19 protein-coding genes, 1 riboswitch and 1 other annotated feature are annotated in these 19,716 nt (G+C 34.2%); of the genes, 6 read left to right on the top strand and 13 right to left on the bottom strand.

The window, feature by feature from the left end; translation table 11 throughout:
• Nucleotides 1-153 precede the first annotated feature (153 nt).
• Complete coding sequence (locus tag AC2CGR_RS04285) at nucleotides 154-1,137, top strand: ketoacyl-ACP synthase III (RefSeq protein ID WP_087968123.1); 984 nt, start codon at nucleotides 154-156, stop codon at nucleotides 1,135-1,137.
• Between the two features lie 43 nt (nucleotides 1,138-1,180).
• Here AC2CGR_RS04285 and AC2CGR_RS04280 read toward each other — a convergent pair whose 3' ends face one another.
• The 4 genes from AC2CGR_RS04280 to AC2CGR_RS04265 all read right to left on the bottom strand — a co-directional run bounded on the left by AC2CGR_RS04280 (nucleotide 1,181) and on the right by AC2CGR_RS04265 (nucleotide 5,419).
• Nucleotides 1,181-2,419, bottom strand: a complete 1,239-nt coding sequence (locus AC2CGR_RS04280) for an MFS transporter (RefSeq protein ID WP_416241373.1) — start codon at nucleotides 2,417-2,419, stop codon at nucleotides 1,181-1,183.
• A 205-nt stretch (nucleotides 2,420-2,624) separates the two neighbouring features.
• A complete protein-coding gene (locus AC2CGR_RS04275) occupies nucleotides 2,625-3,809 on the bottom strand; it encodes a hypothetical protein (protein ID WP_087968121.1) in 1,185 nt (394 codons plus the stop codon).
• Between the two features lie 202 nt (nucleotides 3,810-4,011).
• Nucleotides 4,012-4,824 (bottom strand): polyphosphate kinase 2 family protein, encoded by an 813-nt coding sequence (locus AC2CGR_RS04270; protein ID WP_087968120.1) that lies wholly within the window; start codon nucleotides 4,822-4,824, stop codon nucleotides 4,012-4,014.
• A 286-nt stretch (nucleotides 4,825-5,110) separates the two neighbouring features.
• Entirely contained in the window at nucleotides 5,111-5,419 is a 309-nt protein-coding gene (locus AC2CGR_RS04265; protein ID WP_484480562.1) for an alpha/beta hydrolase, read from the bottom strand.
• Nucleotides 5,420-5,511: 92 nt separating this feature from the next.
• Between AC2CGR_RS04265 and AC2CGR_RS04260 the strand changes: the two genes are divergently transcribed.
• Nucleotides 5,512-5,976, top strand: a complete 465-nt coding sequence (locus AC2CGR_RS04260) for a hypothetical protein (protein WP_484480561.1) — start codon at nucleotides 5,512-5,514, stop codon at nucleotides 5,974-5,976.
• A gap of 19 nt (nucleotides 5,977-5,995) precedes the next feature.
• On the opposite strand, the gene AC2CGR_RS04255 is transcribed toward AC2CGR_RS04260, so the two are convergent.
• Both AC2CGR_RS04255 and AC2CGR_RS04250 read right to left on the bottom strand, forming a co-directional pair.
• Nucleotides 5,996-6,274, bottom strand: coding sequence for a hypothetical protein (locus AC2CGR_RS04255; RefSeq protein ID WP_087968117.1), 279 nt, complete (start codon nucleotides 6,272-6,274; stop codon nucleotides 5,996-5,998).
• 28 nt (nucleotides 6,275-6,302) lie between these two features.
• Nucleotides 6,303-7,565 (bottom strand): MFS transporter, encoded by a 1,263-nt coding sequence (locus AC2CGR_RS04250; protein WP_087968116.1) that lies wholly within the window; start codon nucleotides 7,563-7,565, stop codon nucleotides 6,303-6,305.
• Between the two features lie 130 nt (nucleotides 7,566-7,695).
• On the opposite strand from AC2CGR_RS04250, the gene AC2CGR_RS04245 reads away from it, so the two are divergent.
• On the top strand, nucleotides 7,696-8,229 hold the full coding sequence (locus tag AC2CGR_RS04245) for a GNAT family N-acetyltransferase (protein WP_131101860.1): 534 nt from the start codon (nucleotides 7,696-7,698) through the stop codon (nucleotides 8,227-8,229).
• 34 nt (nucleotides 8,230-8,263) lie between these two features.
• Here the strand turns inward: AC2CGR_RS04245 and AC2CGR_RS04240 are convergent, their stop codons facing one another.
• Together AC2CGR_RS04240 and AC2CGR_RS04235 are read right to left on the bottom strand one after the other, a co-directional pair.
• Entirely contained in the window at nucleotides 8,264-9,676 is a 1,413-nt protein-coding gene (locus AC2CGR_RS04240) for an S-layer homology domain-containing protein (RefSeq protein WP_087968114.1), read from the bottom strand.
• A gap of 255 nt (nucleotides 9,677-9,931) precedes the next feature.
• The gene (locus AC2CGR_RS04235) at nucleotides 9,932-11,176 is read right to left on the bottom strand and encodes an N-acetylmuramoyl-L-alanine amidase (protein WP_087968113.1); all 1,245 of its coding nucleotides are present in this window, start codon (nucleotides 11,174-11,176) and stop codon (nucleotides 9,932-9,934) included.
• A gap of 175 nt (nucleotides 11,177-11,351) precedes the next feature.
• Here AC2CGR_RS04235 and AC2CGR_RS04230 point away from each other — a divergent pair, with 175 nt between their 5' ends.
• The gene (locus tag AC2CGR_RS04230; RefSeq protein ID WP_000042289.1) at nucleotides 11,352-11,837 is read left to right on the top strand and encodes an 8-oxo-dGTP diphosphatase; all 486 of its coding nucleotides are present in this window, start codon (nucleotides 11,352-11,354) and stop codon (nucleotides 11,835-11,837) included.
• Between the two features lie 28 nt (nucleotides 11,838-11,865).
• Here the strand turns inward: AC2CGR_RS04230 and AC2CGR_RS04225 are convergent, their stop codons facing one another.
• From AC2CGR_RS04225 to AC2CGR_RS04215, 3 genes are read right to left on the bottom strand one after another with little or no spacing between them, the layout of a single operon-like run.
• Entirely contained in the window at nucleotides 11,866-13,491 is a 1,626-nt protein-coding gene (locus AC2CGR_RS04225; protein ID WP_087968112.1) for a YndJ family protein, read from the bottom strand.
• Between the two features lie 5 nt (nucleotides 13,492-13,496).
• The gene (locus AC2CGR_RS04220; RefSeq protein WP_087968111.1) at nucleotides 13,497-14,108 is read right to left on the bottom strand and encodes a DUF4166 domain-containing protein; all 612 of its coding nucleotides are present in this window, start codon (nucleotides 14,106-14,108) and stop codon (nucleotides 13,497-13,499) included.
• 3 nt (nucleotides 14,109-14,111) lie between these two features.
• Nucleotides 14,112-15,020: a DoxX-like family protein gene (locus AC2CGR_RS04215; RefSeq protein ID WP_087968110.1), complete on the bottom strand. Its 909-nt coding sequence runs from the start codon at nucleotides 15,018-15,020 to the stop codon at nucleotides 14,112-14,114.
• 191 nt (nucleotides 15,021-15,211) lie between these two features.
• Nucleotides 15,212-15,398, top strand: a riboswitch (Lysine riboswitch).
• A 199-nt stretch (nucleotides 15,399-15,597) separates the two neighbouring features.
• Here AC2CGR_RS04215 and AC2CGR_RS04210 point away from each other — a divergent pair.
• Nucleotides 15,598-16,827, top strand: a complete 1,230-nt coding sequence (locus tag AC2CGR_RS04210) for an aspartate kinase (protein WP_484480560.1) — start codon at nucleotides 15,598-15,600, stop codon at nucleotides 16,825-16,827.
• A gap of 229 nt (nucleotides 16,828-17,056) precedes the next feature.
• On the top strand, nucleotides 17,057-17,509 hold the full coding sequence (locus tag AC2CGR_RS04205; protein WP_484480559.1) for a VOC family protein: 453 nt from the start codon (nucleotides 17,057-17,059) through the stop codon (nucleotides 17,507-17,509).
• A gap of 208 nt (nucleotides 17,510-17,717) precedes the next feature.
• Here AC2CGR_RS04205 and AC2CGR_RS04200 read toward each other — a convergent pair whose 3' ends face one another.
• Together AC2CGR_RS04200 and asnA are read right to left on the bottom strand one after the other, a co-directional pair.
• Nucleotides 17,718-18,158 carry a helix-turn-helix domain-containing protein gene (locus AC2CGR_RS04200; RefSeq protein WP_484480558.1) on the bottom strand — a complete coding sequence of 147 codons (441 nt, stop codon included), beginning with the start codon at nucleotides 18,156-18,158 and terminating at the stop codon, nucleotides 17,718-17,720.
• 138 nt (nucleotides 18,159-18,296) lie between these two features.
• Nucleotides 18,297-19,280 (bottom strand): aspartate--ammonia ligase, encoded by a 984-nt coding sequence (gene asnA, locus AC2CGR_RS04195; protein WP_484480557.1) that lies wholly within the window; start codon nucleotides 19,278-19,280, stop codon nucleotides 18,297-18,299.
• A gap of 70 nt (nucleotides 19,281-19,350) precedes the next feature.
• Nucleotides 19,351-19,609: a binding site (T-box leader), on the bottom strand.
• Between the last annotated feature and the right edge of the window lie 107 nt (nucleotides 19,610-19,716).

Genomic DNA, 19,716 nt, shown 5'->3' with positions numbered 1-19,716 from the left:
AGAAGCTTTCCGTATATTATTTGGACATCACTCCTCAAATCCCTTTTCGTTTTATTAAAATATAATGATTTCCACAAACAAAAAATCTTTATTGACATTTTTATAACCTGATATTAGTATCAGGTTATAAAAACGAAGTTAGGAGCTGTTCCTATGAATTCTAAATCCCGTATTACTGCAATTGGCACTCATGTTCCAAATCAAATATTATCTAATAATGATTTAGAAAAAATGATCGATACGAATGATGAATGGATTGTACAAAGAACAGGAATGAAGGAAAGAAGAATCGCTAGCGAAGATGAATACTCCTCAAACTTAGCCATTAAAGCAGTTGAAAATTTATGTACAACATATAAGAAAAACTTAGAAGATGTCGACTGTATCATTGTCGCTACTACTACTGCTGATTACGTTTTCCCTAGTGTTGCTTGCCAAATACAACAATACTTCAACATACCTCATACAATGGCATTTGATTTAAATGCCACTTGCGCTGGTTTCACATATGGCTTGCACGTCGGTAATAGCTTGATCACTTCTGGATCACATAAAAAAGTACTTGTCGTAGCGACAGAGACATTATCTAAAGTTACTGATTACACCGATAGAACGACATGTATTTTATTCGGCGATGGTGCTGGAGCTATTTTATTAGAAAGAGATGAAAACAAACCAAGCTTTATCGCGTATCATATGGGCACAAATGGGCACGGCGGTATTCATCTATACAGAACAAATTTATCTACTACTATGAATGACACACCGCTGCAAACAAATGAAAAAATCGTTCAAAATGGGAGAGAAGTATATAAATGGGCAACACGCACAGTACCAGCAGGTATAAAAGAACTATTACATACCGCAAATATGAAAATGGATGATATAGACTGGTTCATTCCTCATAGCGCTAACTTACGCATGATTGAATCTATTTGTGCAAAATCTCAAATTCCAATACAAAAAACATTAACGAGCGTGGAATATATGGGGAATACATCTTCTGTCTCTATTCCACTCGCTCTAGATTTAGCTAGAAAAGAAGGGAAATTAAATAACGGAGACACACTTTTACTGTACGGATTTGGTGGTGGTCTTACACATTTAGGTATTATTGTGGAGTGGGATTTAAGTTAAATGTATGAAAAAGAGGTTCTAGTCAATAACTAGAACCTCTTCTTTAATTTCTTTCTCCTTTTTGAGACCATATCACAACAGGAATCAGCATGAAAGCTAATACTCCTCCAGCTAATGACAATGCCGCATAACTCGAATTCGCTACTACCATTCCTGACATCGCTCCACCAGAAGCTCCAGCTAACGCAATAAACACATCTATCTTCCCTTGTGTTTTTGCACGTGTAGAAGGTATAGTTGCATCAACAATTTGAGCAGTACCACTGATTAAACCAAGGTTCCATCCTAATCCAAGTAAAGACAATGCAACGATTAATAGTATTAAAGAATCACTCGGCGCTATCGCAGCTATGACACCTGCTGCTAATAAGATTACTCCACCAGCTATACTCATCGTAGTTCTGCCAATTTTATCAATTAACATTCCCGTAACGAGAGATGGAAGATACATTGCACCTACATGAAAACCAATTACAAGACCTACTGCACTTAATCCATGACCATGGTGTCCCATATGAACTGGCGTCATTGTCATAATCGCAACCATCACGATTTGTGTAAGTATCATTACGATAGCTCCAACCGTAATGCCTCTTTTATTTTCTTTCGCTTCTTCTGTTACTGCTTGCCCTTTATATGTATGCTCTTGTTTATATGTTTCTATCATATTAGCAACAAGTAACGGATCTGGACGTAGCATAACAAAAAGGACAAAACCCGCCAGTATAAACGCCGCCGCTGATAATATGAATGGGCCAGCAAGTTCAGGAATTCCAATTGAATGAGCAAACCTTCCCATTACACCTACTAAATTTGGACCTGCGACTGCACCAAAAGTCGTCATTACCATCGTAATACTAATGGCAGTTGCTCTTTGCTTCTTATTCGCTAAATCCGTTCCAGCATAACGCGCTTGTAAATTCGTAGCCGTACCTGCACCATATATGAGTAAAGAAACTAGTAAAAGAATAATACTATTTGTTAAAGCTGCCAATACAACTCCAATAGCCCCTAGTCCCCCTACTATAAAACCCGCTGCAAGTCCTATGCGGCGACCATGTTTTTGCGATAACTTCCCGACAAAGAAAGCCGCTATCGCAGATCCCATCGTAAACATAGCAGCCGGTAAACCTGCAAATGCATCTGTCCCAAGCATTTGCTGTGCAAGAAGTGCACCTACTGTAATGCCAGCAGCTAAACCTGCTCCGCCAAACATTTGTGAAAAGCTTACGATTATTAATGTTCTTTTGTATAATTTTTGTTGTTCTTCTTCTGTATACATTCGATTATTTTTTAAAGCTCCCGCCCTATCTAGCAATTCCTCACCTACTTTATATAATAAATTCCACTTGTTAATGTACTATAATTGTTGTGTCATATTCAATAATAATGGTAGTTGTTACTTTATCCTTGATTCATCTCATTTAAATACAGACATGCCTTTATTTCTCTTTTTAGAAACGAAAGCATAACTATAATGAATATATTCAAAAAAGCTCTAGAATTTTAAATTTATATTCAGAAGGTAGTTTATCTTGCTTTCGCGAGATTTCTGCTCTGAAACTTTCTCTTCCTTTAATAACAATTTCATCTTTTTTTAATAATATTTTACCAAAGCTATACGGAGCCCAATATGTATTAATACAATCAATATGAACAATTCCTATATTTCCTGTTTTTAAATCTATTACTCTAAGTCTATACTCAGCTTTATCTCTATACTCTTTAGGAACTTTATAAATAACTTCAGCCCTATAGTTTTTATTCTCCTTTGCTGTATAAACTAAATCAAAATCTTCTCCATTATTTTTAATATAATTAATCACTTTTTCTATTTTCTCTTTTTCTAAATGATCAAACTCCGCAATTAATCTCAATCCATCACATACGCTTTCAAAAAGCATTTGAGATTTTTCATATTTGTTGCTACATAAGTACTTAGATAAATTCAATGCAGCATATGTGTATTTATGCCATGTTTCTAATGATATTTCTTGTTTTGCATCTTCTATTGTTTCACCAATATTAACGTATATTTCACTGTAATTTGGAAGTTTCACCTCGGCACGCCTCAACAAATTACTAAATAACTCCGAATAAATATAATCAAAAGGTGCTAACATTCCATTTTCAAGTTGGTCATATATACGAATACCAACTATATTTCTGTTCAATTCCGTTGGATTAGTTTTATACTTATACATTAAACAATCGCTTCGTTTTGCATTATTATAAAATTTCTTTTTTTCTTCTACTCGAGCATAATTCTTCAGCTCTTCTATATTTTTCGGTGCTTTTTCAATTGCTTTATAATAATCGTTTAAAAGCTCATCCTCTTTATAATCTAAAGGTTCTTTCAACTTAATGTGCCGAACTTTTTTTATTGCTTCTTCTATTTTTAATAACGCCATTTGAAATTCCTCAAAATTTAATTTATTACTATTTTTAAAATCCCCTATTAATTCAATCTCAGCTATTATTTTATAAAGAGACTTATTTTTAAATTTTCTTGTTGCAGGTGAATTGTTAATAAATCTTACCAAAATTGTATCAAAGGTTTGTCCATGATATTTACCAATTAAGTGCTCATTTAAAAATGTATCTAGTACAGTTAAGGTTTTATTGTTTCCCTCTTTATTTTTAAAATCTTTATATTCAATTAAAAATCTCATATTAACTCCTCTACACATTCTCTTTTTAACAATCTTAATATCAAATCATACTATTTTTCAATTGTCATCTTCCAGTTATTTAAGAAAGTTAGAACATAGTGATGGAATTGAAACAATGCTTCTAAACAAAAAAACATCCTATAATTTAGTTTCCTAAAATTACAAGATGCTCTTTCTTTATATTTCATATACAATATGTTAACTATTTTACAGCTCCATCTTGCATCGTTTCCAAATCCTCTATCTTACCTTCTTTCATTTCATAATAATAAGAAGGTAATTCTATACCATGCTCTACAAAATAATCCTCAATTAACGAAATAATCACTTTCAACGTTTTCAAACGAGCGTATAATTTATCGTTACTCGCGATAATTTGCCATTTCGCATTTGGCTTATTTGTTTTTTCAAACATTTCTTCCATTGCTTCAACATACTCGTCCCATTTTTCGCGGTTTCGCCAATCTTCGTCTGTAATTTTCCATCTTTTCAAAGGATTGTTCTCTCTATCTTTAAACCTCTTTAATTGTTCATCTTTACTAATATGATAGAAGAACTTCCCGATTATATAATGATCATCTGTTAATAGTTTTTCAAAATCATTGATCTCATCGTACGCTCTCATCCATTCTTCCTGTGTAGCAAAACCTTCCACACGCTCAACTAACACACGGCCGTACCATGAGCGATCGAAAATGGTGATTTGTCCGTATTGAGGAAGTTTCCGCCAGAAACGTTGCAAATAATGGTACCGTTTTTCATGAGGTGCAGGTGCTCCAATTGGAGTTACTTGAAAACCTCGTGGATCAAGATGCTCAGTCACTCGTTTAATCGCTCCACCTTTTCCAGCTGCATCCCAACCTTCCATAACAAGTATAACTGCGATTTTTTCTTCTTTTACTATTTGCTGCAACGCCAATAAGCGCCTTTGATATTTTTCAAGTTTCTTATTGTACTTAGATTTTGATTCAATTCTTTTCGTTACATCTACTTTAGCAAGAACTCCATTTTCCATAAAACAAATCCCCCTTGTTGTATGACAATGTTATTTTAACATATTCATTGGGATTTTTTTCAAATCAAAATTTTTTTCGAAAAACACTCTCTACTCTTCTTGATATCGATAAATTAATATCACCACTATACTTCCAAGCATCCTTAAACACACCTATTATTAATTACAAAAACAAAAAAGGAGACTATGCACAAAAAAACTCTACACAGTTTCCTTTTTTAAGATGTATGTCGCTTACTTAGAAAGACTAACAATAAAAAATAGGAACTCCATCGATTCACTCATACTACAAATGAATGACAGGCGGAATACCTCCTTCTGGTAAAAAATAAGCAAATACTGTAAATCCAATAATTAACATTGAAAATAATGTTATTATAATTCCACCTGGTAGTGTTAGAAAAAGAGTATTCGGCCTTCTCTTCATAGAGAAAATCATCGAGTATATCCCCAGAAGAAGACTTATTATAGCAATAGTCACATAAATAACTACTGCATACCATGAATTGAGTTCTAATAAAACACCAGAAATAAATATATACAAAAATAATAGTTGTAGAAAAATACTGCTTCCCATACTTACAAGTTCTTTCAATATATCCTCCCCCTAAAATCGTACGGTATATTATCTCAAAAAAAGAAGAAAAATAACAATTAAATCCATTAAAGAATGGGAGCTCTCAAAAAATGAAACGAAAAATATTAACTTTCTTTACACTTATATGCTTAGCACTACCAATACAAGCTAGTGCATACACATTTCAATCACTACCAATTGCATCAAAGTCTAAACAGTGGTATGTCAAAATTGATAAATCTCATAGCGCAAACAAGCAAGCAATCCAACCAAAACAAGGTGTATTTGATACGTATAGTTTACTCGTAAAAAACATCGGTAATGATGTATCAAACGTAGCTGTGGAAATACTTGATAACACTCCTACCTCTAAAGCTACTTTTAATTCTACCGCTTTAAATAACAACGTTTCAAAAAATGATACAAGCTTTGATTACATCGTATTCCCATTAGACTTTAACAGCCATAATTTCAAAGTCGTCATCACTTGGGAAGAAAAGAACTTCTCTTACAACGGCCATCCAGTAAATGAAGGTAAACAAATGAAAGAAACATTTATATTTAATGAAGAGTAAGCTCTAATTTGATTAGGGCTTACTCTTTTTTTACAAAACCAGATTGAATTGCTTCTGTCACTTCTTTTGTAATTTCCATTTCTGCTGCTTCCATACTAATTTTCTTATGCCAAATATGTACGGAGGGCTTTTCATTATAAAGATGCTTTATTAATACGAGTAAGTTATAAGCCAGCCTATTTTCTCTATGGGTAGCGAGATAGACTGTGAAACTTTTTGCTTCAAATACCTTTTCTCCAAAAATGTATTTACATCCCAATTCATGTACTAGTAAATCATGTAGGTTTTCTATATTCATATACCATCCCCCCTTTTAACCTACATATTTAATCAAACCGCCTAATACTTGGTACAGTAAACGCTATTCCAATTGTTACAAGTACTAAAATAGCTAGTGTTATAATCGTTATCTCACCACCTATGACAGTAGCTAACCATCCTATAACCACATAACCTAGTGGCAATAAAGCAAATGAACCTAACATATCAAGGCTTGCCACTCTTCCAAATGCTTCTTCTGGCACAAGCTCTTGTAAACTTGTTTCCCAAATGAGTCCAAATATCATCATACCGAAACCTTCAATTGCCATTAATGCAATCAAAGCAGGTGCCCAAGCAATAAACGGCATTATTAAAAGCGCACAACCACTTATTAAAACACCACCATAGGCAAGTAATCCTCGCTTATGCCACCGTTCTCTCCCGCCAAATATTAGCGCGGCAATTACAGCTCCAACACCAGAGGATGCCATTCCTAATCCATACACATATGCTTCAAAATGATGATGAACATTAAATAACCATGGAATTAATACGACGATAATTCCTGCATAACAAATATTGATGAAAGAAAATACTAAAATTGTAATCCATAGCCACGGATGACTTTTTAAAACGAAAACACCTTCCATAAACTCGTGTTTGTAATCGATCTTTCTTCTTTCAATATGGTTTACTTTTTTAAACTTTATTTCTCTTAAAAATAATAAACAGAAAAATGATAGCAAATAAGTTACTGCATCTAGCCCAAACCCTATTCCGGCAGAGGCAACTGAAACGATCAAGCCTCCAAGAGCCGGTCCAATTAGTCTTATACCTTGATTACTCATTTGAGTTAATGCATTGGCTGCATTTCGAATTTCCGGTACAAATACTTTTGCTCTTACAGCCGCATACGCTGGCTGAAATATCCCTTCCATAAGTCCATATAATGCTACGAGTACATATAGAAGTGGAATTGTTAAAACATCCATAAATATAAGTGTTGCAAGTAATAGCATTAATATGCAGCGAATGATATCTGTAAATAACATTACTTTCACCCGATCCATTCGATCTACGACTAATCCAGCAAACGGTAACGCAAGAGTATTAGGAAGCATGTACATCGCCATAGTCATTCCCATTACAACTGTTGAACCAGTTAATGAATACACAACGACTGGCAAAATAACCATCGTTATCGAACTACCTAAAGTCGAAAGCAATTGCCCAATCCATAAAAATTTAAAATGCGGTGACGCTTTAACTGGCAATAGCAATTTACCGATATAACTTAAATTTTTCTCTGTTGGTATTTCTCCTTGCATACCTCTCTCCTCTTTTCGAAGGATTAAATCATCCTAATAAAATGTTTTATTTTTAATAATATTCAATCTAATTATATATGAATTCATCAAATTTATGGTAATATTATCAAAAACACAAAGGGGACATTATATGAAAACAATTGAGACAGAAAGACTCATATTACGCTCATTACAGTTAGATGACGCTCTAGTAATCGAAAAATTAGCTAGCGATTATGATGTTGCTAAAACAACCCTATCTATTCCACACCCATACCCAAAAGGCTCTGCAAAAGATTTTATTACATATATGCTACAAGCAGAAACCGATAAAAAGGTTGTGATTTTCTCTATAATAGATAAGAATAATAACGAATTATTAGGTGTAATGAATTTAAATTTAGATCATATCCATAAACGTGGAGAATTGGCCTATTGGATTGGAAGACCTTATTGGGGGAATGGATTTGGTACCGAAGCAGCGAAAGCACTACTACACTATGGATTCAATGAGCTACATTTAAATAAAATATTCGCAGCAGCTTTTACAAATAATCCTGGTTCCTGGCGAATTATGGAGAAAATCGGAATGAAACATGAGGGGACGTTTAAACAACATGTTGTAAAATCCGGTGAACCTATGGATCTTACATACTACGGAATATTACTTGATGAATATAAATAAAAAGGTGTTTTCATAAATGAAAACACCCTTTTATTTATATTTTTAAGTTTTTCTTCAATGTCCAATACTTTTCTTGAGTATTTTCAAATGAGAATTCTACAAAGCCGTTTGGATCTTCACGATATACATTTACCTTCTTACCATTTTCTAATTTTCCAACTTCATTTTGCGTAATATTTGGTACACTCTTAATTGTATAGCCAAATGGATATGGCACTTGGTAGTAAGAACCTACTAATTGAATAGTAGCTGTTGCACCTTTTGCATAATCTTTATATGGAATTTCTTTTCCTAATGTCTCTACATTTAATGTATTAGGATTTTTTGGTAATCGTTTTACATTTTCATAATCTTTTTTGTTAAACGGTTTAATACGCTCCATAATATTAGCAATTTTACCAGCCCATTCTTTATCCGTTGCATACTTTTCATTCATAGCAGGCAATGTGTAACCATTAAAATGATCAGCACCTTTTTCTAAGTAATTCTTTCTTACATAATCAGCATTGTAAGAAATACTGTCCTTGTATGATGGTAAATATTTTGCGTATGCAAATGGATCGCGATCATATGCTCTTAAACCAAATAAATTATGTTTACGATATGCAATTTCTGATTTACCGTAACCAGATTCTAAGATTGCATGTGCTACTAAATATAGTGCACTCACACCATACTCATTTTGTGCTTGAATAAAATCTTTACCAGTTCCAATAAGTGGACTATCCGAATGAGATTTTTCAATAAAATTATCAATCTCTTGCGCAGTTACGTTAGATGGTAATGTCACATCTAGATTAATATATGATGGTTGTTCCTCAGGAACATCTTTTTTTAGTTGCATTGCTCTATATAATAGTTGTGCATAGCTTTCACGTGTTAATACACCTGATGGATCAAATCCTCCAAGCCCATTCCCTACTGATACACCATTAGATTGTAATGCACTAATTGCTTCTTTTGCCCACCAGTGTGTTGCATCTATATCATTAAATGTATGTGGTGCTTTTACTTCTAATTGAAATGCTCTTTGCAAAATAACAGACATTTCAGCACGAGTTAACGATTCTTTCGGTCTAAATGTCCCTTTATCATCACCTACGAAAATCCCCATATCTGTTAATGCCAAAATTTCTTTTGGGAACATCGTCGTTCCTGCACTAATATCAGAGTATGGATTTTTATAAGCTTTTTTAGTTTCTGGTTTTAATGCACGATACATTAATGCTGCTACTTGCTCACGAGTTACAACATCTCCAAAACCAAATTTACCATTATCGTACCCTGCAATAACCCCTTTTGACGTTAAATCAGTAATCGCTTCAAATGACCAATGATTTTTCGGAACGTCTGGAAATTCCTTTGTAGATGCAAACGAAGTTGCTGGAGCCATCACTACTTGAAGCGCGACTGTCACTGCTAACACATTAGAAATAACTTTTTTCATAAATTTTTTAACACGTTATGTATATGCTTGTCCCGTGTTAACTTGCCTCCCTTTATCGTATAATTTTCCCTATTAAACTAACAAACTCTTAAATAGTCAACAGTAAAAGTATACGTGATACAAATAAACTAATCTACCATTATTTTATTTATAATCAGCATAATACGATATATCTTTTTATTCCAATACAAAATTACACAAACTTACATAAAAAGCCCATCTTTATATAGACGATGGGCTTAGCAATCAACATTATTATTTCGTTAAACGAGATTTAGAAACATCGAAGCCTTTCCACTCATAATAATCTAAAATCCCAGCATAAATTGCCTCAGCAGCTATTTGTCTTCCAGATTCTGAAGCTAACTTCTCATAATCCGTGCTATTATCTAAAAATGCTAGCTCCGTTAGTACTGCTGGCATCTCATTTTCTCTTAGTACATAAAAGTCTTCTGGTTTCACACCACGATCTCTTGTATCTAGCGCTTTAACTAATCTCTTTTGTATTTTATTAGCTAACATATAACTATCTTTTTCACGCTCAGTTAATTCTTTCTTTTCAGATCCTTTATAATAAAAAGTTTCTGTTCCATATCCATCATGGTTTTGAGAAGCATTTGCATGTATACTTACAAAAATATCTCCATTATGTTCTTTCGCGAAATCCACACGATTTTTAAGGTCTTCTCCTTGTTTTTCGCCAAGACGAATATCTGTTTCACGCGTTAACATCGCATGAAATGGAGTATTCTTCTCTAGTAAACTTTGTAATCTTTTAGAAGTATCTAATACAATATCACTTTCATGTAATCCCTGCGTTGCCTTCCCAGGGTCTGTTCCTCCATGGCCAGGATCAATAATAATCACCTGTTCTACTAAAGGATTACCTATTTTAAGCGAGTCTGACTTTGCAATAAACTTCGCTGCTTCTGCTTTCGTTACAGTTTTATTAGGTAACCACTCTGTTTTATTTACACCTTGTGAAATATCTAATTCTACTAAAATGTTGGCCTTATCTTTCCCCCAACTATCATTTAAATCTGCAAATTTTGTTTGTACTGGTTGTTTTACTTTTGCCTCTAATTTATATGCTTCAACAAGCATCGCTGCCATTGAAACTCGGTCAATTTTCCCAGTTGGATCAAATACACCCGCTCCTTTCCCTTTAACAACGCCAGCTTTTTCTACGGCTGCGATGAATGGAGTATACCACTCGTTTTGAGAATCACCGAAAGATGGTTTAGCATTTGTATCGATTCGTAAGTTTAAGATTTTAGCCATCATTGTAGCTGCTTCTGCACGAGTGATTTCTTTTCCTGGCTCAAACATTCCTTTATCGTTACCTGTAACTGCACCTTTCTCTACTAAATAGTAAATAGAGTCTTCTGCCCAATGTTTAGCTGGGACATCTGGAAATTTTTTCGTTTGCGCGAAACTACTAGATGAATAAGATAATATACTAGCTGCAATTACTCCTGCTGCGATTATTCTATTTCTCATAGAATATATTCCCCTCTCAAGTACAATATTTTTATGTAACAGACTAATTATAGTTATGAAAATTAATAATAGTCAATTTATTTTTGTATAATTTTGTCTTATTATTGTATTTTTTGACATAAATAACTATAGTTAAAAACGATAAGATTCTTATTTTTTAAGAGGAGAGATTCGTATGAGCAAAAACTGGAAAGATATAGAACACCGTATGTATACAATGTGTATGATTCAGCGGAATAACGAAGTATTGCTAATACAACGTCCCGATCATCTAGGCTTTCCTGGTTACATCGCTCCTGGCGGTAAAGTAGATTTTCCAGAAAGTATCGTTCAAGCTGCTAAACGAGAAGTAAAAGAAGAAACTGGATTACTTGTTTCAAATTTAACTTTTAAAGGATTAGATGAATACGTAAATCTGAAAGAAAATGTTCGATATATGGTATTTAACTATTGGACAGATTCATTTGAAGGTGAGCTTCTTATGAATCCTCCTGAAGGTGAATTATTATGGGTACCAATCGATACAGCACTAAATCTCCCTATGCAAGATTGGTTTAAAGAAAGATTCCCATTATTTTTTGAAAAAGGTACGTTTGAAATTCAACGTGTTTGGGACCGCGACTTAGATAAACAAGTTGCTATGACCATTACCCATACGTAAAAAGGCTTGGAATCTCTCCAAGCTTTTCTTACTTCTCCTCTATTTTCTTAATCTCATAATCAATTTCTAAAAACTTAACTCCGAATATCCACATTTTATGGTTAGCTTCTAACATTTGATTTGCACCCTCCTTAATAATAAACGTCTCAGCTAACGGTAAACGGATTGTAAAGAAACGAGTATGTAAATAGATCCCCTCATCTCCCTTACCATTTCTTCTCAGCTTACTAGTAATAATTAAATCATTATTATCATTGCGTAATTTTAAAATCCCCGTCATATTCGAATATGGTAGAGGCAATGCAATATTCATATATGTCTCATTCTTATACGTATGTTTTGAGTAAAGAGCTACAAAAATAGATTCTCCTGCTTCATTTTTTCTTAACCAAGCTCTTACATTCTCCCTTCCATCCTTCTCATCCATTACCCCTATGATAGAGCCGTGCATTGTTTCCCACTTGCCGCCCATTCCTAAATGTATTTGTCCTACACGCTTACTCATTTTTTCATAACAAAATGCGAACGGGCGGAACCAACGAGTCCATTTAATATGCGATTGTAACTTATACGCTGTTGTATTTTCATAAAAACGAATAATGCTTACAGGAATCTTCGCCGTATCAAATGCCTCACTATGAAAATCATTCATTTTATCAACTAAACCCTTGTACTCCTTGCTATCTATTACATTTCTGTTATGTAAAAATGCTTCACCAACTGTCGCCTTTCCTCTTAATCTACTCATTGGTTTGCCGTAATATTTATAGTTCGGAACACTCTTTTCAATCATCCAGCCGACAAATGCCGGTAGCGCTACTCCAATCCCATTAACAACACCGTGAATCCAAACCATTTGGGCAATTGTAATCGTCATTACATATTTCAAATTCCCATACGAATATATAAGTGAAAACATAATTGTTACCATGAGTGTACTAGACGATATGATCAGGAGAATCTTTGCGCTGATAGCATTAAATTTCGTGCACCAAACATAAATCCCATAACCATAAATCGCACATAAATATAGGAACACTGCAAAAAATTCAAATACCCTTGAGTACGTAATTCCAATCGCAACTGTCATTGGTGAAATGACTATAATAAACATAATTGCATCATATACTTTACTGCTCTTTTCTCTCTTCCGCCCTATTAAACCAGCTGATAATGGCAATAGAAACGCCGAATAATGAAAGTGTGCAGCTGTGAGTAAAACAATGTCAGAAGTAAACTGCATAATCGAAATCTTTGCTACAGAAGCAAAAAACCAGAAACCACCTAAAAACAAATACATAAACGCACTATCGATAGCTGTCTCTTCTAACGGTTTCCATCCTCTTTCTAGTAATCTATTTATACCAAATAACGCAACGATCCCCGTATATACAAACCAAATTATCGCAAATAAATATTGATTTGTTACAAATGATAACATTGCACAAATTGCCGCTATCGGATATAAAAACGATACGGATTTATAAAATAATACATATGATCCATTTCTTGCTCTTTTATCAATCATACAAAAAGACATCGGTATACATAACAAAATAGATAATAATATAATTGCTTCAACAGGATTTACATCGGGCCACTCACATATTAGAAAAACAATATAACAAGCAAGACCAAATATTATATTTCTCATATCGTTTATTTCCTTTCCACAAACGTTCCCTTATATGAAAATAATGAACCAATTAATGGATTGCGTACTTGTACATGAATTCGAAAGCATTGTAGTGTTTCATCATAACTTTCTACAATGTTAGCCTCTCCGTATAAGAATCTAGGTAACGGGACTTTCCTTCCAAACATGTAAAACCATTGTTTCTTTGAAGAAATATGCATTGCCCCCAACTCATCAATATGAAAATTCAATGTAGAAACAAGTATGTGCGGTTCACCAAAATAATCTACAATTTCATTATTCTCTTTATCCCACTGCATAACAGCGTTAAAATGTCTTTTCTTATTTTGAAAATAAAAAGTACGATTCCATCGCACAAATTCATGTCCGTTTCCATCTCGCTCAGCGGTATTATGTATTGTAAATGGCACTTCCTTCCCCCGCTCAGAGAAAAACATACGGAACTTCGATGCAATTTTTAATATGAATTTTACGAAAAAAGAACCTCCATAAATCTCATCCATCTTTCCTTCTCCAGTAAAGCTATTTTCTTCTGTAATTTCATAGCGTTTCTGTAATTTTGGATGAAGTTTTTTATAAGAACCCCCTAATAGCCTTTCATACATATTAGTCATACATTATCCCTTTCTCTTCCTCTTACAATTTTTTGCACTTGGTAAATCAAAACTATTTATATAACCGATAATCGATAACCCCATTAGTAGAACGTTTAATGTAATTGGATTAAACGGCTCTGTAAAGCTTACGATATTCGTAAACCCTGCTGCTATCGTTAAGGCTATTAACACGAAAATATGTATTATAAATACATTTCGTTTTGGAAATGGAAGTAACCATATGACTCCAAAAATCACTTCTAACAGCCCAATTATTTTAAGAATAAAAATACTATTTTCAGTTGAACCAATTATGACCGAAAGCATTTTCACTTCTTCTGGATGGGTAAAGATTATTTTCGGTACAATCCCTTGATATAGCCATACAAAAGCGAATAAAAAACAAACGAGCCAATATGTCATTGTTCTTCTAATTAGCAACCTAGGATGAAGCCCCTTTTCTAACCATAATTTTAAAGCATCAAAACTCCAAGCAGTCGCCCAGCCTAATAAAGGCCGAAACATATAGAAATCTATTACATTCCCTATACGACCAAACCTCGTATCATAATCATATTGCGTCTCAAAATGAATGTGTTCTTTACGGGGTGTATACTTCCAATAACCACGCCCTATTTGAATAAGAGATAATGTATTATCCGTCCAAAATTTCAAAGAAGAAATCCGTTCTCCTGTTTCTTTTCTTATCTCACCTATCGATTCACCTTCTCCAGCTATTTCAAGTCCAAATCCGATTTTTGTTTTATATAAAAACTTCTGTGGTTCTCCTTCTTTTTTTTCTAAATACGAAATTTCAGTAAAGCGAGCATCCCATTCTGTATGTATGTGGGGTTCTTGCGTGTATTCCCATAATTTCTCCATTGTTGTGTTCATTTCTGTCGAAACATAAATAGGCTTTTTCCCCTTCATTCTTCCACCTCCAATGCACTATAAGTTTAATGTACATGCATTGAATTTATTTTGCTACATTTTTCACAAACTTCCTAAGAAAAAGAAAGAATTTTAAAAATATATATAAAACACTTGATTCCCCGAAAAATTTAAATTATTATAAAACAAATGTTACCAATAACTTCATAAATCAAACACTCTCGCCTAAAACGTGAGATAGAGGTTGCGATACTTATGATTATTCTAATGGAGACACAGAGATGTCTATGAAATTAGATGAAAGGAAGTATTGCCGAAATCGATATATTTCTCTGTATGTATCGATTGGGGCTGTTTTCGAATAGAAACAGAACTGTCATATGTACAGACGTGTATGTATGAAGAGCTATCTACAAAAAAGAGATATCATTTTTATGGTATTCCTTTTTTGGCGGTTTTTTTATTAGCTCCGTTTTCTGTTTCCCTTTTCCTGTAACAGCACCATCCTCACTTATTTGAGATGGTGTTTTTTGTTTTTCTCTGGTAGCTACAGGAATATTGGGATTTATATATGTCCTAATCTATTCTTAAAAATGGATGAAAGAGGGAATTCGTAATGGAAACGATTGTACAAAAATTTGGTGGCACTTCTGTCGGAAGTGTTGAGCGTATTCAACATGTAGCAAATTTAATTATTGAAGAATATGAACGAGGACATAGTATCGTCACAGTCGTTTCGGCAATGGGAAAAAGTACAGATGAACTTGTAGCACTTGCTAACGCTATTACAGAAAATCCGAGTAAACGTGAAATGGATATGCTTCTATCAACAGGAGAGCAAGTGACTATTTCATTATTGACGATGGCATTACAAGCAAAAGGTTATAACGCGATTTCATTAACAGGATGGCAAGCCGGTATTACGACAGAATCTGTACATAATAGTGCACGGATTACTGACATTCATACGGATCGAATTCAGTCCTATCTTACTAAAGGTACCATTGTTATTGTAGCTGGTTTCCAAGGAGTCAGTGAAGATCTTGAAATTACAACGCTTGGACGAGGCGGTTCTGATACAACTGCGGTCGCATTAGCTGCTGCACTGAAAGCTAAAAAATGTGATATTTACACAGATGTGACAGGCGTATATACGACGGATCCACGAGTTGTAAAAGATGCTTATAAATTAGATGAAATTTCTTATGACGAAATGTTAGAACTTGCAAACCTCGGTGCTGGTGTATTACACCCGCGTGCTGTTGAGTTTGCTAAAAATCATAATGTCATTTTAGAAGTTCGCTCAAGTATGGAACAAGAAAATGGAACAATTGTAAAAGGAGAATGTAACATGGAACAACAATCAATCGTTAAAGGTATTGCATTTGAAGATAATATTACACGCATCACAGTGAAAGGATTGGAACAAGGCTCACTTTCAACTGTTTTCTCTACATTAGCAGCGGCACATATTAATGTAGATATTATCATTCAAAGTATTACAAATGAAGGAACTGTTCATCTCTCCTTCTCCATCCATTCTAATGATTTAAGAGAAACATTAGAAGTATTGGAACAATATCAAGAGGCACTTCACTATGAATCAGTAGAATATGAAAATCATTTAGCAAAAGTATCAATTGTAGGATCTGGTATGGTCTCTAATCCAGGTGTTGCTGCGAATATGTTCACTACTTTAAAAGAAGAAAATATTCATATTAAAATGGTAAGTACATCCGAAATTAAAGTGTCTGTCGTTATTGACCGCCTTCATTTAGTAACAGGTGTTGAAGCACTTCACCAATCATTTATGGCGAAAATTCAGCCTTTAGTGCAGATGAGCTAATTTGATATGCTCAGTAACACTTATAAAAAAATCATATTAATCTACTTCCTTCCTAATTAAATAAAAGCTGTTCGTTAACAAGATGCTATATGACATATAAAAAAACACCTTGTCACATTTTCCTATACTGTGACAAGGTGTTTTTGACTGAAAGGAATTTGTAACTACTTAGTAGTATAATTATGAAGACGATTAAATAATAAACTTTTATACATAAGGAGATAAGACTATGGCAAAAAACAAATTACTACGAATGGACAATGTCAGCATCGTTGTAGAATCTCTTGATAACGCAATCTCTTTCTTCGAGGAGATTGGCTTGAACCTCGAAGAAAGAGCCACTGTCGAAGGTAAATGGGCTGGTCGCGTAACTGGACTCGGCTCTCAGTGCGTAGAGATTGCTATGATGGTCACTCCAGATGGCCACAGTCGAATTGAACTTTCGCGATTTCTCAACCCTCCTACTATAGCAGATCACCGAAATGCTCCTGTAAACGCCCTCGGTTATCTACGCGTCATGTTCACCGTTCAAGATATTGACGAAATGGTATCGAGACTCACTAAGCATGGTGCAGAGCTCGTTGGCGAAGTAGTTCAGTACGAGAACTCGTATCGTCTCTGCTACATTCGTGGAGTGGAAGGAATTTTAATCGGTTTAGCGGAAGAACTCGGTAATAAATAAGTAATGTTTTATAAGAAGTCTTTACTAAAGTAAAAATATTTGAAAGAAATTCTCGCTTCATAAAAACTTAGATTTTGAACCCCGTCCTAGTTTGAGAACGGGGTTATGCTTGTTTGAACTTTTTAACATACTATCAATATCCTAAAATCATTATGAAGCAATTCAATTACTTCTTTTACCCTTTCCTAGGAAATATAACTGATTCTTCTCACTTCTTATCATATATATCTTTTCTTTTAAAAAACGATCTGAACTCATTCAAAATAACTTTCTTCACGTCAGAGTAAAAAATCATCATGAATAGTGCAATTCCTAATAAAATCTCTTGAATTTCTTCATAATCGATGAAAGCACTTAAAATTAGCAAACCACATCCAATATAAAAACCAAACTCGTTCTCTTTCTCAAAATTCTCATCTTCTTCATCAATATGTATTTTTTCTTTAATGTTTTGATTCTCTTTTATTAACTCATCGAGCGTAACATTGTACATTTCACTTAGTAAAATTAAATTATCAATATCAGGACAATTTTTATCATTTTCCCACTTATATACTGCTTGCCTCGTCACACCAATCTTTTTAGCAACATCCTCTTGTGAAAATCCCTTTGACACTCGTAGTTTTTTTAACTGTTCTCCTAAGCTCATAACGTCCCCTCCTTTAACAAATTATTACATAAAAAGAGATATAAAAGAAAGAAACCATTAGTAAAATCCACTGCAAACCATTCGTTTACACCATAAAAAAGAGAGGATAACTCTTTGAGCTATCCTCTCCCATTTCTATTAAAACAGATGAATGTTTTCCTTTTTACAAGCTTCACGTAAATCATCAGGCCATACAGAAGATTGAACTTCACCAATATGTGCTTTACGTAAGAAGTACATGCACATTCTTGATTGTCCAATACCACCGCCAATTGTTAATGGTAGTACGTCTTCTAAAATACCTTTATGGAAATCGTACTCACGTTTGAAGTCTTCACCTGTTTTCGTTAACTGCTCATCAAGTGATTTACTATCAACACGAATTCCCATTGATGATAATTCGAATGAAGATTGTAGTACTGGGTGCCAGAATAAAATATCACCGTTTAATTTCCAATCATCGTAATCAGCTGCGCGTCCATCATGCTTTTCACCTGAACGAAGTGCATCACCAATTCCGATAATGAAGACTGCACCGTGTTCTTTTGCAATTGCATGTTCACGATCTTTCGGTGTTAATTCTGGATATTTATCTTCTAGTTCTTGAGAAGTAACGAACACAATTTCTTCTGGTAAATACTTCCCAAGGAACGGATATTTTCCAAATAAGTGGTCTTCTAAATCTTTGAATATTCCATAAATTGTTAGCACTGTTTTTTGTAAGTAATCTACAGTACGCCATTCTTTTTGAACGATTTTTTCCCAATCCCATTGGTCAACGTAAATAGAATGTGTTGCATCGAGTTCTTCATCACGACGGATCGCGTTCATGTTTGTATATAAACCTTCACCAGCTTCATATCCATATTCATGCAGTGCAAATCGTTTCCACTTCGCTAGTGAGTGCACAATTTCTAATTCTTCTCCTGAATGTAACATATCAAATTCAATTGGACGTTCTACACCGTTTAGATGATCGTTTAGTCCTGATTTTTTCGTTACAAATAATGGTGCAGATACACGGAATAGTTCAAGTCGTTTTGCTAATTGATCCTCGAAAAATGTTTTAACTTCCTTAATTGCGATTTGAGTCTCTCTTACTGTCATTAATGATTGATACATGGTGGTTTCCTCCTAAAATGTTTGGATGTTGTGAAAAGAAGCCAACAAAAAAAGCCCTTCTTTCCCAAAAAACTGGGACGAAAGGCTTTGGTTCCGCGGTACCACCCAAATTAGCAACAGAGGTTGCTCACTTATACAATACGGAGATGAAATATCTCGATACTGTTCTTCTTGTAACGGCGAAGTTCCCGGCTAAGTCTACTTTCCTGTAAAGGATTTCGGTTAGCAACTCCAGGAGGTTCTTCATAATAGGCTTCGTATCAGGCTCACACCACCCCTGACTCGCTTAGACTACGTCCTACTACTACTCGTCCTTTCATAGTCGTTTTGTTGTCACATCTCTGAAACATTTTATTAATGATTATTCTATACAAAAAATAAAGAAAGTCAACAAAAAGTTTTAAAATGTTTTTCAATTCTTTATTTTACGGCTTTA

Source organism: Bacillus sp. LSHTCR4 (assembly GCF_057197025.1).
The sequence above is the reverse complement of the archived record's forward strand: the minus strand, read 5'-3'. Positions and strand labels throughout refer to the sequence as shown.